Annotated in this window: 17 protein-coding genes; 9 read left to right on the top strand and 8 right to left on the bottom strand. The window is 75.2% G+C overall.

The window, feature by feature from the left end; all coding sequences use genetic code 11:
* Window positions 1-34: 34 nt before the first annotated feature.
* The 3 genes from FN207_RS22985 to FN207_RS22975 are packed head-to-tail and all read right to left on the bottom strand — an operon-like array spanning window position 35 to window position 3632.
* Window positions 35-2185, bottom strand: a complete 2151-nt coding sequence (locus FN207_RS22985; protein WP_142460796.1) for a phage holin family protein — start codon at window positions 2183-2185, stop codon at window positions 35-37.
* Window positions 2182-2826 carry a DedA family protein gene (locus tag FN207_RS22980; RefSeq protein ID WP_142460764.1) on the bottom strand — a complete coding sequence of 215 codons (645 nt, stop codon included), beginning with the start codon at window positions 2824-2826 and terminating at the stop codon, window positions 2182-2184. Before FN207_RS22980 ends, FN207_RS22985 begins: the two co-directional genes overlap by 4 nt.
* Window positions 2823-3632, bottom strand: coding sequence for an MBL fold metallo-hydrolase (locus tag FN207_RS22975; protein ID WP_246066291.1), 810 nt, complete (start codon window positions 3630-3632; stop codon window positions 2823-2825). Before FN207_RS22975 ends, FN207_RS22980 begins: the two co-directional genes overlap by 4 nt.
* Before the next feature lie 118 nt (window positions 3633-3750).
* Between FN207_RS22975 and FN207_RS22970 the strand changes: the two genes are divergently transcribed.
* The 7 genes from FN207_RS22970 to nrfD all read left to right on the top strand — a co-directional run bounded on the left by FN207_RS22970 (window position 3751) and on the right by nrfD (window position 10523).
* Window positions 3751-4017: a hypothetical protein gene (locus FN207_RS22970; protein WP_142460763.1), complete on the top strand. Its 267-nt coding sequence runs from the start codon at window positions 3751-3753 to the stop codon at window positions 4015-4017.
* Between the two features lie 24 nt (window positions 4018-4041).
* Complete coding sequence (locus tag FN207_RS22965) at window positions 4042-4446, top strand: MmcQ/YjbR family DNA-binding protein (RefSeq protein WP_142460762.1); 405 nt, start codon at window positions 4042-4044, stop codon at window positions 4444-4446.
* Between the two features lie 11 nt (window positions 4447-4457).
* Window positions 4458-4979, top strand: a complete 522-nt coding sequence (locus FN207_RS22960) for a GNAT family N-acetyltransferase (RefSeq protein WP_142460761.1) — start codon at window positions 4458-4460, stop codon at window positions 4977-4979.
* Between the two features lie 64 nt (window positions 4980-5043).
* On the top strand, window positions 5044-5604 hold the full coding sequence (locus tag FN207_RS27585; RefSeq protein ID WP_142460760.1) for a dehydrogenase: 561 nt from the start codon (window positions 5044-5046) through the stop codon (window positions 5602-5604).
* A gap of 12 nt (window positions 5605-5616) precedes the next feature.
* Entirely contained in the window at window positions 5617-8334 is a 2718-nt protein-coding gene (gene fdh / locus FN207_RS22950) for a formate dehydrogenase (RefSeq protein WP_142460759.1), read from the top strand.
* Window positions 8335-8344: 10 nt separating this feature from the next.
* Complete coding sequence (locus tag FN207_RS22945; RefSeq protein ID WP_142460758.1) at window positions 8345-9412, top strand: 4Fe-4S dicluster domain-containing protein; 1068 nt, start codon at window positions 8345-8347, stop codon at window positions 9410-9412.
* Window positions 9413-9458: 46 nt separating this feature from the next.
* Entirely contained in the window at window positions 9459-10523 is a 1065-nt protein-coding gene (gene nrfD / locus FN207_RS22940) for an NrfD/PsrC family molybdoenzyme membrane anchor subunit (RefSeq protein ID WP_142460757.1), read from the top strand.
* Here the strand turns inward: nrfD and FN207_RS22935 are convergent.
* The gene (locus FN207_RS22935; RefSeq protein WP_142460756.1) at window positions 10513-11358 is read right to left on the bottom strand and encodes an SDR family oxidoreductase; all 846 of its coding nucleotides are present in this window, start codon (window positions 11356-11358) and stop codon (window positions 10513-10515) included. The genes nrfD and FN207_RS22935 overlap by 11 nt on opposite strands.
* Window positions 11359-11375: 17 nt before the next feature.
* On the bottom strand, window positions 11376-13493 hold the full coding sequence (locus FN207_RS22930) for a SpoIIE family protein phosphatase (protein WP_246066290.1): 2118 nt from the start codon (window positions 13491-13493) through the stop codon (window positions 11376-11378).
* A 200-nt stretch (window positions 13494-13693) separates the two neighbouring features.
* Between FN207_RS22930 and FN207_RS26560 the strand changes: the two genes are divergently transcribed.
* The gene (locus FN207_RS26560; protein WP_185938527.1) at window positions 13694-13861 is read left to right on the top strand and encodes a hypothetical protein; all 168 of its coding nucleotides are present in this window, start codon (window positions 13694-13696) and stop codon (window positions 13859-13861) included.
* Window positions 13862-13958: 97 nt separating this feature from the next.
* The gene (locus FN207_RS26555; protein WP_185938526.1) at window positions 13959-14114 is read left to right on the top strand and encodes a hypothetical protein; all 156 of its coding nucleotides are present in this window, start codon (window positions 13959-13961) and stop codon (window positions 14112-14114) included.
* An 18-nt stretch (window positions 14115-14132) separates the two neighbouring features.
* Here the strand turns inward: FN207_RS26555 and FN207_RS22925 are convergent, their stop codons facing one another.
* The 3 genes from FN207_RS22925 to FN207_RS22915 all read right to left on the bottom strand — a co-directional run bounded on the left by FN207_RS22925 (window position 14133) and on the right by FN207_RS22915 (window position 17000).
* Window positions 14133-15053 carry a hypothetical protein gene (locus FN207_RS22925; protein ID WP_142460755.1) on the bottom strand — a complete coding sequence of 307 codons (921 nt, stop codon included), beginning with the start codon at window positions 15051-15053 and terminating at the stop codon, window positions 14133-14135.
* Between the two features lie 92 nt (window positions 15054-15145).
* Window positions 15146-15715, bottom strand: a complete 570-nt coding sequence (locus FN207_RS22920) for a hypothetical protein (protein ID WP_142460754.1) — start codon at window positions 15713-15715, stop codon at window positions 15146-15148.
* A 100-nt stretch (window positions 15716-15815) separates the two neighbouring features.
* The gene (locus FN207_RS22915; RefSeq protein WP_185938525.1) at window positions 15816-17000 is read right to left on the bottom strand and encodes a glycoside hydrolase family 3 N-terminal domain-containing protein; all 1185 of its coding nucleotides are present in this window, start codon (window positions 16998-17000) and stop codon (window positions 15816-15818) included.
* Window positions 17001-17053 lie beyond the last annotated feature (53 nt).

Genomic DNA, 17053 nt, shown 5'->3' with positions numbered 1-17053 from the left:
CCGGGCCGCTGTTCACGCAGCCGTAGCCTGCCCGTCAGACGCGGCTGTGGTCCCGCAGCGCGGTGGGGCTGTCCGGCCCGACGAACGCGCCCCGGCCGTCGGGCTCGGGGTGCCCCAGCTCGGTCAGCCAGCCGCGGAAGACGCGGTGCAGGTGCTCGGCGCCGACGATCTCCCCGGGCGCGGTGAGCAGCCGGGGATGGGCGAGGAAGCCGCGCTGCTGCGGGCCGCCGAGGCCGCCGTGCGACCCGACGTGCGGCTCGAACGGCGAGGCCTCGTCGGTGTCGGGGTCGTAGCGGCTGTTGACCATCACGTCGGGGCAGTGCGGGAACGACGACACCCGGGCGACCAGCGCGGGCGCGTGCTCGCCGTAGAGCGCCAGCGGGTCCTCCCCGATCACCACCCCGCTGGCCAGCCGGTGCAGGCCGTCGCGGCCGAGGACCACCGGCCCGTGCTCCTCGGAGTGCACCAGGACGAACCCCACGCCGTCGTGGTCGACCAGCGCCGGCAGCAGGTCGGGCCAGTGGTGCTCGATCTCCTCCAGCGGCACCCGGCCGGGCAGGTCGGGGAAGGAGACGCCGGCGGTGTGCCCGGAGACGACGACCACGACCCCCGGCGCCACCCGCGCGACCCGGCCCGGCTGCCCGGACGGCGTGCGGTGCGCGTGCTCGCCGGCACCGGCGGACTCGACCCGCTCGCGCAGCCGGCGGGCGATGACGCCGGGCCCCGACGCCGCCTCGGCCAGGGCGGAGGCGACCTGCCAGCCCTCGGCCGGGCGGCGGCTGTCGCGGGGTTCGGGACCGCGCTGTCCCGGCGCCGGCGAGCCGCCGCAGTGCCGGCCGACGAAGGACTCGATCGTCTCGCCGAAGCGCTGGGCGAACGCCTCGCCCTGCGTCTGGCCGTGGTCGGAGAGCAGGACCAGGTGGTAGTGCCGCGGGGCCAGCTCGGCGGCGCGGGCCAGCCGGCCGATCTGCTGGTCGATGCTGCGCAGCACCTCGAGTGTGTCGAAGCGCTCGACGCCGCTGTGGTGGGCCACCTCGTCGTAGCCGAGGAAGTCGGCGTAGACCACCGGCCGCCCGGCGAGCATGTCCTCGAGGATCGCCGCGACGACGACGTCGCGGGCGATGACCGTCGTCCCCGGCCGGGCCAGCGGGTAGATGCCGCCGCGGCTGACCCGCGGGCGCACGTCGGCGCGGCGCTGGCGGGCCGCGGCGACCAGCTCGCGGTAGACGTCGGCCAGCGAGACGCCCAGCGTGCGCAGCGCGTTCACCGGGTTGGCGAAGTAGGCGTAGTAGCCGGCGCCCACCCGCTCGCGGCGCCGGATGCTGCGCCGCGCCGTCACCAGCGGCAGCGCGCTCATCGTCAGGCTGACGTGCGGGGCGTCCCCGCTGAACAGGTTGCCGCGGCTGGCGCCGCCGCCGGCCAGCAGCCCGCGGCCGTCGGAGTGCCGCCGCTCGACCTCCGCGGCGTCGGACGGATGGGACACCGCGACGACGTGGTCGCGGTCCTTCTCGTAGTACCGGAACCCCAGGACGTCGTGGTTGGAGCCGTGAAGGATGCCGCAGACGGCGGCGCCGGTCTGGGAGCTCCAGTCGGTGTGCCAGGACGTGAGCGCGTGGCTGCCCGACCGCAGCCAGGCCGCCAGCGTGGGCATCGACCCGTCGCGGACGGCGCGCCGGGCGGTGTCGGCGCCCAGCCCGTCGATCTGCAGGAACAGCACCCCCGGCGGGCAGGGGCCCGGGGAGGTGGCGCGGACGGCCCGGCGGCGGGCGCGGCGGAAGAACACCTCGTCCTCGTCGATGGCCAGGGCGCTGCTCACCACCGCCGTCACCGCCGCCATGGCCACGACGACGAGCACCGCGGTGCCGAGGTCGGCCACCATGACGCCCGGGATGGCGAAGGAGATCGCCAGCACCGCGGCGCCGAGGAGCAGGAAGCTGCCCAGGCCCAGCGTGAACAGCGCCAGCGGCAGCGCCACCCGCATCACCAGCGGCCAGACCACCCCCGCGAGCAGCCCCAGCAGCAGCGCGGCCAGCGGCGGCTGCCACCAGGCCGACATCGCGAAGCCGTCGAGCCACCGGTCGAGGCCGACGAGGGCCAGCGTGGCCAGCACCCAGGTGAGCAGCACCCGGGCCGGTGCCCGGCCGCGGCCGAGCACCCGCCCGCGCGGGGAGTCCGACCGCGTCACGCCGGCCGGCACGGGGTCGGGCTGGTCTCGTCGTCGGAGCGCGCTGCCGGCTCGGGCTGCCGCCTGCGGCGCGACCCGGCCAGGTTGAGCACCGCGCCGACGAGCAGGACCAGCAGCGTGGCCACCAGCGTCGCGATCAGCGGGCTGTCGAAGATGCCGCCGCTGGCCACGCCGAGCAGCGCGTAGGCGACCGCCCACAGGCCCGCGGCGAGCAGCGAGGCCGGCAGCAGCCGCCGCCACGGGTAGGCCAGCGCGCCGGCGGCCAGGAGCACGGGGATGCGGCCCGCGGGCAGCAGCCGCCCGGCCACGATGATCTGCCAGCCGTGCCGGCGGAACTGCTCGCGGACCTCCTCGATGCGGTCGGCGTGCTGCCCCCGGGACACCCAGCGCACCGCGGCCGGCCCGCCGAACCGGCAGACGGCGAAGGTGACGACGTCGCCGAGCCAGGCGGCGAGGGTGGCCACCACGAGCACCGCGACGAGGTTGAGCTCGTGCGCGGTGATCGCGAAGGCGGCCGCGGCGCCGACGACCGCGCCCGTGGGCACCACCGGCACGATCGAGCCGAGCAGCACGCCGCCGAACAGCACGGGGTAGCCGATCGAGGACCCGTCGGTCCAGCCCGAGGCGAGGACGGCGCTCACGGCGCACCCGCCGCGGTGGGGAGCTCGACCGCGCCGCCCGGCTCGGGCACGACGACGGTGGTGGCCAGCCCGCGGGCGGCGACCGCCGCGGCGAAGTCGTGCGGCGGGGTCCTCAGCAGCCGCCGGTAGCGCCGGGCCAGGCCGGGCACCACCGTCCCGCCGGCGACGGTGAGCGTCCCCCAGTGCACCGGGACGGCGACCCGCGGGCGCACCCGCGTCATCGCGTCGGCGGCCCGCTCGGGGTCGAGGTGGCCCGGGCCGAGCGTCGGGCCCCAGCCCCAGACGGGCACCAGCGCGACGTCGATCCCGCGGTCGCCGATGCGGGACATCCCGTCGAAGAGGTCGGTGTCCCCACAGGCGTAGACGGTGGCGCCGGCTCCCTCGACCAGGTGACCGACGGCGGCGGTCACCGGGCCGTGGGTCAGCCGCGGGCCCCAGCGGTGGCCGCTGTGGACCGCGGGGACGGCGGTCACCCGCAGGTCGCGGTGCCCCAGCGACTCACCGGGGGCGAGCTCGTCGACCCAGCGCACGCCGCGCGCGCGCAACCACGCCCCGGCGCCGCGCGGCACGACCACGCGGACGTCGTCGCCGAGCAGCCGCAGGCTGGGCAGGTGCAGGTGGTCCTCGTGCAGGTGGCTGACCAGCACGAGGTCGACGCCGGCCCAGGCGTCCTCGGGCGGGAGGGGGACGACGCGGCGCAGCGGGCCGACGACGCGGGTGAGCACCGGATCGGTCAGCACCGTGCTGCCGGCCAGCTCGACGCGGACGGTCGAGTGGCCGATCCAGTGCAACCCGGGCTCATCCACGCGGTCAGTATCGACCCGGGCACCGACGGGTCCGGGACCGCTTTTCCCCGCCCGGGGCTCCCGCTCCGGCGCGTCGCTCCGGGTGCGGCGGGGACGGATGCGTTCCACCATGCCTCCCATGACCTCAGTGGAGGGGGACCCGGGGTCGGGTCTGCGGACGGCGGAGCTGTCCGGTGAGCTGCGGCGCATGGCGCTGCACCTGGAGACGGCGGCGGTGCTGGAGCTGCGCGCGCAGCGCACCGCCGACCCGCTGCAGGTGGCCGTCCTGCTCCGGCGGGCCGAGCACCGGCGCCAGGAGGCCGCCCGGCTGCGCGAGCGGCTGGCCGCCTGCGGACTGGCCCTGCCGCCGCGCGGACAGCGGACGCCGGGCGTCACCCCGGTCTGACCCGGACGGCGCTAGCGTCGCCCCGTGGCCACCTGGGCGGACGTGCGGCGCCTGGCCCTCGCGCTGCCCGGGACCGCCGAGGGCACCTCGTACGGCGCGCAGGCGTGGAAGGTGCGCGACCGGGCCTTCGTGTGGGAGCGCCCGCTGCGCCGCGCCGACCTCGAGCACCTCGGCGACGCCGCTCCCGGCGGCCCCGTCCTCGCCGCCGCCGTCGCCGACGAGGGCGTCAAGCGGGCACTGGTCGCCGACGACCCCGCCGTCTACCTGACGACGCCGCACTTCGACGGCTACGCCGCCGTCCTGGTGCGGCTCGACGCCGTCGACGTCGCCGAGCTCGCCGAGCTGGTCACCGAGGCGTGGCTGGCCAAGGCGCCGCGGCGGCTGGCGCAGGAGCACCTCGCGGCGGAGCGGGCCGACCCCGCCACCTAGGGTCGGCGCCCGTGCAGGTCGAGGTCCGGTCGCTGCGCCCCGACGACGTCCCGGTGCTGGCGCGGCTGCTGCGGGCCGAGCGCGACTTCCTCGCCCCGTGGGAGCCCGTGCGGGCGGAGGACCACGCCACCGAGGAGGTGCAGCGGGAGGTCGTCGCGCAGGCCCTCGCCGACGCCGCGGCCGGGCGGGCGCTGCCGCTGGTCGTGCTCGCCGACGGCGCGGTCGTCGGGCGGATGACCGTCAGCAACGTCGTCCGGGGCGCCTTCCAGTCCGGCGACCTCGGCTACTGGGTGGCCTCGACCCACAACGGCCGCGGCGTGGCGAGCACCGCGGTGGCGCTCACGGTGCGCCGGGCCTTCGACGAGCTGGGGCTGCACCGGCTGGGCGCCGCGACGCTGCTGCACAACGTCCGGTCGCAGCGGGTGCTCGCGCGCAACGGCTTCGAGCGGATCGGGATGGCCCCGCGCTACCTGCAGATCGCCGGCGAGTGGCAGGACCACCTGCTCTTCCAGCGCCTGGACGAGCCCGCCTGAGCGCGGATGCGGTCCCGGGACGTCCCGGAGGCCGATCCGCGCGCGGAGTGGCAGAGTCCACAGGGTGAAGACCTGGCTCGACGCCTGGCCGGTGTTCCGGCAGCTGACCGGCCCCGATCCGCTCGGCCGCGGCTCCGCCGCGCGCAGCAGGGCGACGGAGAACGTGGTGAGCCGCACGGCCACCGCCGACCGTGTCGTGCAGAGCGTGTGCCCCTACTGTGCCGTGGGCTGCGGGCAGCGCATCTTCGTGAAGGACGAGGAGATCGTCCAGATCGAGGGGGACCCGGACTCGCCGATCAGCCGCGGCCGGCTGTGCCCCAAGGGCAGCGCCAGCAAGTCGCTGGTCACGAGCCCGACCCGGGTCACCACGGTCAAGTACCGCCGTCCGTACGGGACGGAGTGGGAGGACCTCGAGCTCGACACGGCGATGGAGATGATCGCCGACCGCGTCCTCGAGGCCCGGCGCAAGGGCTGGCAGGACGAGAACGACGGCAAGCGCGTGAACCGCACCATGGGGATAGCGAGCCTCGGAGGGGCGACCCTCGACAACGAGGAGAACTACCTCATGAAGAAGCTCTACAGCGCCCTGGGCGCCATCCAGATCGAGAACCAGGCGCGCATATAGCACTCCGCCACGGTGCCCGGTCTGGGCGCCTCGTTCGGTCGTGGCGGTGCCACGAACACCCAGGAAGACCTCGCGAACTCCGACTGCATCGTCATCGAGGGTTCGAACATGGCCGAGTGCCACCCGGTGGGTTTCCAGTGGGTCGCGGAGGCCAAGGCGCGCGGCGCCAAGGTGATCCACATCGACCCGCGGTTCACCCGCACCAGCGCGATCGCCGACCTGCACGTGCCGCTGCGCATGGGCACCGACATCGCCTTCCTCGGCGGCCTGATCCACCACGTCCTGGAGAACGACCTCTACTTCAGGGAGTACGTCGTCGCCTACACCAACGCCGCGGCGCTGGTGCGTGAGGACTTCGTCGACGCCGAGGACCTCGGCGGCCTGTTCTCCGGGTTCGACCCGGAGAACAACCAGTACGACGAGGCGAGCTGGCAGTACGAGCCGGAGGAGCCGCCGCACGCGGCCTCGGACGACCCCGCGGAGGCCGCGGAGCAGGACCGCCTCGAGCAGCACCCCGAGATCAAGAAGACCGACAAGGCCCAGGCGGCCGGCAGCGGCGGCCCGCCGATCCCGGCGAAGCCGAAGCGGGACGAGACGCTGCAGCACCCGCGCACTGTCTTCCAGGTCCTCAAGCGGCACTTCGCCCGCTACACCCCGGAGATGGTGGCCGAGGTCTGCGGCATCGAGCCGGAGGTGTTCCTGCAGGTCGCCCGCTGGGTGACCGAGAACAGCAAGCGGGACCGGACGACGGCGTGGGTCTACTCGGTGGGCTGGACGCAGCACAGCGTCGGCGCGCAGTACATCCGCACCTGCTCGATCCTCCAGACGCTGCTGGGGAACATCGGCCGTCCCGGCGGCGGCATCCTGGCGCTGCGCGGGCACGCCAGCATCCAGGGCTCGACCGACGTCCCGACGCTGTACAACCTGCTGCCGGGCTACCTGCCCATGCCGCACGCGCTGCAGCACGGGTCGCTCGACGAGTACTGCGCCGACGCGGCCGGCAAGGCCGGCTTCTGGGGCAACAAGCGGGCGTACACGGTCAGCCTGCTCAAGGCATGGTGGGGCGACGCCGCGACCGCGGAGAACGACTTCTGCTTCGACCACATGCCGAAGATCGACGGCGACCACAGCTCCTACCGGACGATCAAGGACATGATCGAGGGGAAGGTCTCCGGCTACTTCCTCGTCGGGGAGAACCCCACGGTCGGGCACCCCAACGGCCGGATGAACCGCTTCGGCCTGGCCAACCTCGACTGGCTGGTCGTCCGCGACCTGCAGATGATCGAGTCGGCGACCTTCTGGAAGGAGTCGCCGGAGATCGAGACCGGGGAGCTGGCCCCCGAGACGATCGCCACCGAGGTCTTCTTCGTGCCCGCGGCGTCGCACGCGGAGAAGGAGGGCACCTTCACCCAGACGCAGCGGCTGCTGCAGTGGCGGCACAAGGCCGTCGACCCGCCGGGCGACGCCAAGAGCGACCTGTGGTTCTACTTCCACCTCGGCCGCATCCTGCGCGAGCGGTTGAAGGACTCGACCGACCCGCGGGACCGCCCGCTGCTGGACCTGACCTGGGACTACCCGACGCACGGTCCCGACCGGGAGCCCAGCGCCGAGGACGTCCTGCGGGAGATCAACGGCGTCGGCCCCGACGGGCGGGCCGTGTCCGGGTACATGGAGCTGAAGGACGACGGCTCGACGTCGTGCGGCTGCTGGATCTACTCCGGCGTCTACGCCGACGAGGTCAACCAGGCCGCCCGCCGCAAGCCGGGCCGGGAGCAGGGGCAGGTCGCCTCCGAGTGGGGCTGGGCCTGGCCGTACAACCGGCGCATCCTCTACAACCGCGCCTCGGCCGACCCCGACGGCAGGCCGTGGAGCGAGCGCAAGAAGTACGTGTACTGGGACTCCGACGCCGGCCGCTGGACCGGGGCCGACGTCCCGGACTTCGAGGCGACCAAGCGGCCGGACTACGTGCCGCCGGCGGGAGCCCGTGCGCAGGACGCCATCGGCGGCTCCGACCCGTTCATCATGCAGGGGGACGGCAAGGCCTGGCTGTTCGCGCCCGCCGGCGTGGTCGACGGCCCGCTGCCGACGCACTACGAGCCGGCGGAGTCCGTCGTCGAGAACGCCCTGTACAAGCAGCAGGCGAACCCGACGATCGAGCACATCGAGGGGCCGTGGAACCGCGAGAACCCCTCGCTGAGCCCGGTCTTCCCGTTCCAGGTGACCACCTACCGGCTCACCGAGCACCACACCGCCGGCGGGATGAGCCGCACGCTGCCCTACCTGTCGGAGCTGCAGCCGGAGTTCTTCGTGGAGGTCAGCCCGGAGCTCGCCGCGCTGCGCGGCCTGGTCAACGGGGAGTACGCCACGCTGGTCAGCACCCGGACCGCGATCGAGGCGAAGGTGCTGGTCACCGAGCGGATGCGGCCGATCCGGCTGCGCACCGGCCAGGTCGTGCACCAGATCGGGATGCCCTACCACTGGTCCTACAGCGGCATCTCGACCGGCGACTCGGCCAACGACCTGCTCGGGATCGTGCTCGACCCGAACACCCACATCCAGGAGGACAAGGTCAGCACCGCCGACATCCGGCCGGGACGGCGTCCGCGCGGCCCGGAGCTCATCGAGTTCGTGGAGGGCTACCGCCGGCGGGCCGGCGTCGACTCGGGCCGGGTCGGGGTGAACGGCCGTGACCCGGTCGCCGCCGAGGCCGGCGAGGGTTCCCAGCAGTGAGGAGTCCGGCATGACCTCGATCAGCTCGGCGAGCGCGGCCTTCACCGGGCACGACCCGGAGAACCGGCTCTACGGTCCGGTGCCGGACGTGACCGGGCAGGCCGGCTACGACACCGACCACCCGGCGCGCGTGGGCTTCTTCACCGACACCTCGGTGTGCATCGGCTGCAAGGCCTGCGAGGTGGCGTGCAAGGAGTGGAACACCCTGCCGATGGACGACTCGCACGGCGTGCGCGACGTCATCGGGCTGTCCGGGATGTCCTACGACAACACCGGCCAGCTCGGCGCCAACTCCTGGCGGCACGTGGCCTTCATCGAGCAGAGCCGCACCGTCGACCTGCCGACGCCGACCTTCGGGCGGCCCGGGGACGACCGCGGGGGCCAGGGCCCGTCGGTGGCCGAGGGGCAGAACGACGAGAGCCTGGCGAGGGCGCAGCAGTCCGGCGTCCTCAACGCGGAGGCGCTGAGCGAGTTCGACCCGCAGACGGGGCAGACCGGCTCCGACAAGCAGATCCGCTGGCTGATGAGCTCCGACGTCTGCAAGCACTGCACGCACGCCGGGTGCCTCGACGTCTGTCCCACGGGTGCGCTGTTCCGCACCGAGTTCGGCACCGTCGTCGTGCAGGGCGACATCTGCAACGGCTGCGGCTACTGCGTGCCCGCCTGCCCGTACGGGGTGATCGACCAGCGCAAGGACGACGGCCGGGTCTTCAAGTGCACGATGTGCTACGACCGGCTCACCGACGGGCTGCAGCCGGCCTGCGCCACCGCGTGCCCCACCCAGTCCATCCAGTTCGGCAACCTCGACGAGCTGCAGGCCCGGGCCGACGCGCGGCTGGCCACGCTCAAGGGCCAGGGCGTGGAGACGGCGCGGCTCTACGGCCGGGACGAGGACGACGGCGTCGGCGGCGCGGGCGCGTTCTTCCTGCTGCTCGACGAGCCGGAGGTCTACGGCCTGCCGCCGGACCCGGTGGTCACCACCCGCGACCTGCCCTCGATGTGGAGGTCGGCCGCCGCCGGCGCGGCGATGATCGCCGGCGTCGTGCTCTCGGCCTTCGTCGGACGGCGACCCCGGTGACCGGCCATGCGCGGCGGAGATGGCCATCTCCGTCGGAGGGGGACCGGTGACCGAGGGACTGGCCACACCGGGCGCGGGCTGGCGGCGGGCGGACGGGCCGTCCGCGGAGGCCCGTGGCAAGCGCCGGCGCCGGGGCGGGCGGCGTGGCGGTGGCGGCGAGGTCGCCATGGTCGACGACGCCCAGTTCACCTCCTACTACGGGCGCCCGATCATCAAGCCGCCGGTGTGGAAGTCGCCGGACGTGCCGCTGTACCTGTTCCTCGGCGGGATGGCCGGGTCGTCGTCGATCCTCGCGGCGGTCGCCGACGTGACCGGCCGGCCCTCGCTGACCCGCACCGCCCGCTACACCGCCGGCGGCGGGGCGATCGCCTCGGTGGTCTTCCTCATCCACGACCTCGGCCGGCCCGAGCGCTTCCTGCACATGCTGCGGGTGTTCAAGCCGACCTCGCCGCTGTCGGTCGGCTCCTACATCCTGGCGCCGTTCGGCGCGGCGGCCGGGGCGACGGCGGCCGTGGAGCTGCTCGGCTGGTTCCCGCGGCTCAAGCGCTTCGGCGGGGTGGTCTCGGCGCTGTTCGGCGGGCCGCTGGCCACCTACACGGCGGTGCTGCTGGCCAACACCGCGGTGCCCTCGTGGCACGCGGCGCACGACGAACTGCCGTTCGTCTTCGGCGGCTCGGCGATGGCGGCCGGCGGCGGCGTGACCATGCTGTTCACGCCGGTGGCCGAGGCCGGGCCCTCGCGGCGGACCGCGGTGGCCGGCGCGGCGATCGAGCTCGCCGTCATGCACCGGGTGGAGAGCGGGCACGGCATCGTCAGCGAGCCCTACCACGAGGGCCGGCCCGGCACGCTGCTGCGGATCGCCAAGGGCTGCACCGCCGCGGGCGCCGCGCTGACCGTCGTCGCCGGGCGTCGCCGCGCCGGGGCCGTCGTGGCCGGGGTGCTGCTGGCGGCCGGCTCGCTGCTCACCCGCTTCGGCGTCTTCGAGGCCGGCCTGGTCTCGGCCAGGGACCCGAAGTACACCGTCGTCCCCCAGCGGGAGCGCCTCGCTGCGAAGGAGGCCGCCGAGCAGGCCGCGAAGCAGAACGGGCACGCCCCGACCGTCACCCGCTGACAGCAGCCTCCGGGAGCCCGCCGAGGTGCTCGGCGTAGGTGCGCGGCGGGCGGCCGAGCAGCGCGGTGAGCACCCGCGGGCTGCCGGTGAACCCGTGCGCGCGGTAGGACGCGAACATCGCCCGCAGGCACCGGCGGGCGTGGGAGCCGTCGTCGGCCGGCGGGTCGGCGTCGACGGCGGTCACCTCCCGGCCCAGGTGCGCGCCGGCGAGCCGGGCGACGTCGGGCGCGGTGAGCTCCTGCGGCCCGGCCGCCTCGAAGGTGCCGCTGTCCAGGCCGTCCTCGGTGAGCAGCACGGCCGCGGCCTCGGCGACGTCGCGCAGGTCGACGAACGACTGCGCCCGCTCCAGGCCCCACGGGCTGGCCAGCTCGCCGCTGCCGGCCGCGGCGGCGACCTGCGCGTCGAGGTTGTCGGCGTAGGCGCACGGCTGCAGCACCCGCCAGCGCGCCGCGGTGCCGGCGACGACGTCGTCGAGCACCTCCTCCACGCGGTCCTTGGCGGCGTGGTGCGGCATCGACCGCAGCTGGGGCCGCAGCACCGAGTGGTAGACCAGCCGCCGCACACCCGACCGTGCGGCGGCCCGCAGGACGGCGGGGGCGCCGGTCTCCTCGCGCGGGTCGAAGTTGGGCCAGACCAGGTACAGCGCGCCGGCGCCGGCGAACACGGGGGAGAGGTCCCCGGTGAGGTCGGCAGCGACCACCTCGGCGCCGAGCGCCTCGAGCTCCGGGCGCGGCCCGGGGGTGGCGACGACGGCACGCACCTGCTCGCCGCGCGCCCGCAGCGCGCCGACGACCGCGGTGCCGGTGGGTCCGCCCGCGGCGGTCACGACGATCACCGGGCGACCCTAGGCAGTCAGGGTCCGGCGGGGTCCGCGGGCACCGAGCGGGGGACGTCGACCGGCCCGGCGGCGGGCGGCCGGGGCCGGTCCTGCGGGTGCAGGCGCACGGCGACCAGCGCGACGTCGTCGTCGGGGTGGCCGTCGACCATGTGGTGGACGAGCAGGTCGCACAGCTCCTGCAGCGGCCGGTCGCCGAGGTCGGCGAGCGCCGCGGTGAGCCGGTCGGTGCCGGCGTCGAGGTCGGCGTCGCGGCGCTCGACGAGGCCGTCGGTGTAGAGCAGCACGGTCGCGCCGCGCTCGAGCTCGACGACCCACTCCCGCCGCGGGGTCTCCGGGTCGACGCCGAGCAGCATGTCCGCGCGCTCGGAGCCCAGGACGCGGACGTCGCCGCCGGGCGTGAGCAGGATCGGCGGCGTGTGCCCGGCGTTGGACCACCGCATGCGGGTGGTGCCGCTCGTGATCTCGCCGCGCGTCTGCTCGAAGCGGGCGACGGCGGCGGTGGCGAGGGTGCGGAAGCGCAGCAGCTCCATCGCGCGGTCGAGGTCGGTGAGCACCGCGGCGGGCCCGGCGCCGGTGCTCAGCGCGATCCCGCGGACCAGGCTGCGCAGCTGACCCATCGTCGCGGCGGCGGCGGAGTCGTGGCCGGCGACGTCGCCGATGACCAGCGTGGTCGCACCGTCGGCCTGCAGGAACGCGTCGTACCAGTCGCCGCCGACGGCGGCCGCCTCCGAGGCGGGGAAGTAGCGGACGACGATCTCGGCGTGGTCGGGCTCGGGCGGCGCTGTTAGCATCGAGTGCTGCAGCTGCAGGGCCAGCTGGCGCTGCTCGCCGTAGAGGCGGGCGTTGTCCAGGGCCATGCCCAGGCGGTCGGCGACGTCGCGGAGGGTGGTGACCTCGTCGGCGGTCGGCGCGCGGTCGCCGGTGTAGAGGAGCGACACCAGGCCGAGGGTGTGGTTGCGGCCGCGCAGCGGGAGGGCCAGCGCGGCGGAGGGGGCCAGCCGGGTCAGCAGCTCGCGCGGCTCGCCGGGCACGGTGGTGGCCAGCGCCTCCTCGCCGGTCAGCTGCAGCGGGTCGCCGCTGGTGAGCGTCCGGGCCACCGCGGGGATGCCGGCGAGGGCGGCCGCGCGGGACCGGGCGTAGCGCTGCAGCAGGTCGCGGGAGTCCTCGTCGGCGTGCCAGCTGCTCACCGTCCGGGTGTGGCCGTGCTCGTCGAGGACGCTGACGATGCAGGCGTCGGCGAGCGCGGGCACGACCATCCGCGGCACCTGGCCGGTGGCGACCTCGGCGTCCATCGACCCGGCCAGCTCGGTGCTGATGCGCGCCACGGTGACGGTGCGCTCGGCGGTGCGGCGCAGCTCGTCCTGGGCGCGCACGCGCTCGGTGACGTCCATGAAGTACACCGACAGGCCGTCGGCGATCGGCCAGGCGCGCAGCTCGTACCAGCCGTCCAGCGGCGCGGGGTAGTACGCCTCGAACGACACCGGCTCGCGGGTCCGCACGGCGCGGCGGTAGCTCTCCTCGAACAGGGAGCTGACGGCGGCGGGGAAGGCGTCCCAGATGACCTCGCCGAGCAGGTCCTCGCGACGGCGGCCCAGCAGCCGCTCGGCCTCGGCGTTGACGTGCGTGAAGCGCCAGTCGGGGCTCAGCGAGTAGAAGCCGGCCGGCATCGCCTCGAGGACCTCGGCGACGCCGAGCGCGTCGCCGCGCTGGTCGGTGACGTCGTAGGCCGCGCCGAGCACGCGCACGGCCACGCCGTCGACGTCGGCGAGGGCCCGGCCCTGGGCCGAGACCCAGCGGATGGTGCCGCCGGGCAGGCAGATCCGGTAGAGCGTGCTGAACTCGCCGCACTCGTCGATGGCCGTCTGCAGGGCTGCGGTGACGGCGGCGCGGTCGTCGGGGTGCAGGCGGGCGGTGAAGCCCTCGATCGTCCGCTCGAAGGACGTGTCGTCGTAGCCGAACAGCGCCACCAGGCGCTCGTCCCAGTCGAGGACGCCGGTGAGGAGGTCCCAGTCGAAGGTGCCGATCCCGGCGGCCTGCATGGCCAGCTCCCCGCGCAGTGACGCGGCCATCTCGTCGACGTGTTGCCGGGCCGGGTCGCTGCCCAGCGGCCCGGTCTGTCCTGCGTCGCCCACTGTGCCCTTCCCGGTCGCGCAGCCGCGCGGTGCGATCCCGTCCCGGTGTCTGGAGACGCGGTCCGCTCATTTCTACCCGGCTGATCGGTTGTGGGCAACGCAACCAGCGCCAGATCACACGCCCGCCGGATGTCTCGCGGTCCTCCTCCCGGGTACCCCAGTCGGTCAGCCACGGGGGTCGTACGTCGGCAGGGAGACACGTGCCGTGGTGGGTGTGGGCGCTGCTGCTGTGGGTCGTCCTCGGGACCGCGCTGGCGGTGAGCGTGGGCAAGGTGGTCGAGGCCGCCGACCGACGTGAGCTGAGGGGCCAGGTGCCGGCCCGCGACGGCGAGGAGCAGGCCCCGCCCGCGGGACGCAGGGCCTCCTGAGGTCCGCCGCGTCCCGCACTGCCGTCCTGCGGAGCGCTCCGTAGCCTGATCGTGCCGAGGCGTCACCACGGGCGCCGGGGGAACGGCAGGAGGTCGCGTGGCGTGGTGGATGTGGGTGCTGATCGGGTGGCCGGCGGTGGCGTTCGGTGCGGCCGTCGTCGTCGGCAGGGCGATCCGGATGGCGGAGCGGCGCGAACACCGCCGACGTCGCACCGGCGAGGACGTGGACGACGCCGACTGGGACGTGGCCTGACCGCCCTCGGCGGGCCGGTCAGTCGGTCGGGCCGAAGATCCTGACGCAGTCGCCGTAGGTCTCGTCGTCGAGGCGGCCGCCACAGGTGGACCCGTACTCCTCGTAGGGGTCGCCGACCGGCGTCTCGGCGTAGAGGTCGTCGCAGGCGGACATGTCGCCGTCGTGGCAGTCCTGGGCGTCGCCGTCGAACCGGACGTCGAAGTCGCGGTCGGCCGGCGACGGCGGGTCGGACGGGACGCCCGAGCCGGTGTAGCCGGTGCCGAAGTCGTCGACGACCACGGTGGAGGAGCCGGACACGGCGAGGGCCACCGTGGCCACCAGGGCGAAGACGCCCACGGGCACGAGCGTGGCCACCGTGACGGCGGTCGAGGCGGGAGCCGGGGCGGGCCCGGGGACCCACTGCCCGAGGTGCGGCGCCCAGACGGGCGGGCCGGTGCGCGTCCGCTGCCGGTCGGCGACCCAGCCGGCGACCCGCGGCTGGAGGACGAGCACCAGCCGCACCACCGGCACGGCGAGCAGGAGCAGCACGACCATCAGGCCGAGGGCGTCGCCTCCCGGGTCGACGGGGTTGCCGGTCGTGACGTCGACCAGCAGGAGGAGGAACAGCAGGCCGATCAGGCCGGTCTCGACCCACGAGGTGACCAGCAGCAGAGTGCGGCCGGTCCCGCGCAGCAGCCCGGTGCCGCCGAGCAGGTCCAGCCCGGCCAGCGCGCAGGCCGCCAGCGTGACCAGGACGGCGATGCCGACGTCGTCCCCGGGGACGTCGTCGGCCACCGAGGCGACGGTGATCATCAGGACGAGGAGCAGGAGCAGCCCGGCCTGCACGAAGGCCAGCACCGCGGCGGCCGTCGCCTGGCCCGGGCGGATGCCCACCGGCGCGGGCGTCGTCGGTGCCGGTGCCGGCCACTGGTCGGTCTGCCAGCCGTACTGGTCGCTCACTGCGGTCCCCGTCCTCGCGCGACGGGTGGTCCGTCGTCCGGCCGTCAGGATCTGTTCCGCCGGACGGCCGGTCAACGCACCACGCGTGGGCCTCACCCGGGCGGGACGGCCGCCGCGCCGACGGGAGCCTGCTGCGCGGCGAGCACCAGCAGCACGGTGGAGACCGCGGCGAGCACGCCGATCGCGAGGACGACCGCCAGGACGGCGCCCGCACCGCCCGGGCTGCGCCGGGTGCCGGCCCAGGCGAGCAGTCGCGGTCGGCCCAGCAGCACCAGCCGCAGGACCGGGCCGATCAGGAGGGCGAGACCCAGCCCGAGCGCCAGGAGGTCGGCCGTCGAGAGCGGGCCACCGGACGCCGTGAGGCCCACGACCAGCAGCAGGACGCCGCACGCGAGGGCGTCGACGCAGGACGCCGACGCCAGTGGGGCGCGGCGCGAGTGGCGCAGCAGCGACAGCCCGCCGAGGACCAGCGCCGCGCCCAGTGCGCTGACCCCGAGGACGGCGACCACCGCGGGGCCGAGGTCCTCCAGGCCGGTGTCCGAGGCCGCCACGTCCACGCTCTGCCAGACCACGCCGCCCAGGTAGACCCCGCCCTGGAGGAACGCCAGCAGCGCGGCGGCTGTCGCGGCACCGGGGCGGGCCGCCGTCGTCGGGTGGCCCACGGGGCGCCTCCTCTGCTCGTGGCGGCGCCGTCGGCGGCCGTCCGGGCGCAGAGGATCGACGCGGGCCGGCGGCCGGTCAACGGGGCGGGGCGCGGACCGGCTACAGCAGGCCGGCCTCCGCCTTGGCGGTGAGCGCCGTGCGCACGGCGGCGTCGACGGTGTCGGAGAACTCCGGGTCGGCCTCCGCGCGGGCGAGGACGGCGTCGACCATCTCCGGGTAGACGTCGGCGTCGAGGGTGAGCACGAGCGTGCCGCCGGCCTCGAGGAAGCGGACGGCCCGGTCGCCGGGCGGCACGTCCTGGAAGGTGACGGCCGCGCCGACGTCGTCGGTGATGACCACGCCGTCGAAGCCGAGGAAGCCGCGCAGGAGGGTGCTGATCACCTGCCGGGAGAAGGTGGCCGGCGCGTCCGGGTCCAGCCGCGGGTAGGTCGCCGAGGAGACCATCACGAAAGGGTCGGCCTCCGAGCGGGCGAGCTCGCCGAAGGCGGTCACCTGCTCGTCGGTGGCGGAGGTGACCGGGTCGGTGACGCCGGCGACCTCGTCGGTGTTGGCGTCGACCAGCCCGAGGCCGGGGAAGTGCTTGAGCGTCGAGGTGACGCCGTGGGCGGCCAGCCCGTCGACGACCGCCCGCACGTCCGGGACGACGTCGGCCGCGGTGCTGCCGTACTGCCGGCCGAAGGCGCCGATCGGGTCGTTGGCCTCCTCGGTGCCGGCCGGGACGACGTCGGCGACCGGCGCGAGGTCGAGGGTGACCCCCGCCGAGGCGAGCTGCGCGCCGAGGGTGCCGGCGAGGGCGGCCAGCTGATCGGGTGGCAGCTGCCCCTGCTCGTCCGCGGCCGGGAGCCGGTCGAAGCCGGGGCCCTGCAGCGCCTGGACCTGGCCGCCCTCCTGGTCGACGGCGACCCACGGGCGCGGACCCGGGGCGTCGCCGGTCCAGCGCGAGGTGGTGGCGGCGAGGTCCTCGGCCGGGGCCTGCGAGCGGCCGGCCAGGAAGACACCACCGACGCCGTCGGCGACCAGGTCGTCACCGGGGGAGAGGTCGGTGAGCTCCACGCCGACGACGAACAGCTGCGCCACCTGCGCCCGGCGGTCCATCCCGGCCAGGGCGGCCTCGACGGGGTCGTCCGGCGGCACCGTGACCTCCGACGGGGTGCTGCTCGCCGTCGTCGAGGCGGTGGTCGCCTCCGTGCTCCGCGGTGGGTCCTCCGCCGATCCGGAGCAGGCGGACAGGGCCAGGCAGACGAGCGCCAGCAGGGCGGCCGGGCGGGTCCGGGCGGGACGCATCGGGCTCCTCGGTGCCGCGGGGAGACGGCGTGGACGGCGGTGTCCCCAGTGTG

It is taken from the genome of Geodermatophilus aquaeductus (assembly GCF_900182545.1).
GTDB lineage: Bacteria > Actinomycetota > Actinomycetes > Mycobacteriales > Geodermatophilaceae > Geodermatophilus > Geodermatophilus aquaeductus.
The sequence above is the reverse complement of the archived record's forward strand: the minus strand, read 5'-3'. Positions and strand labels throughout refer to the sequence as shown.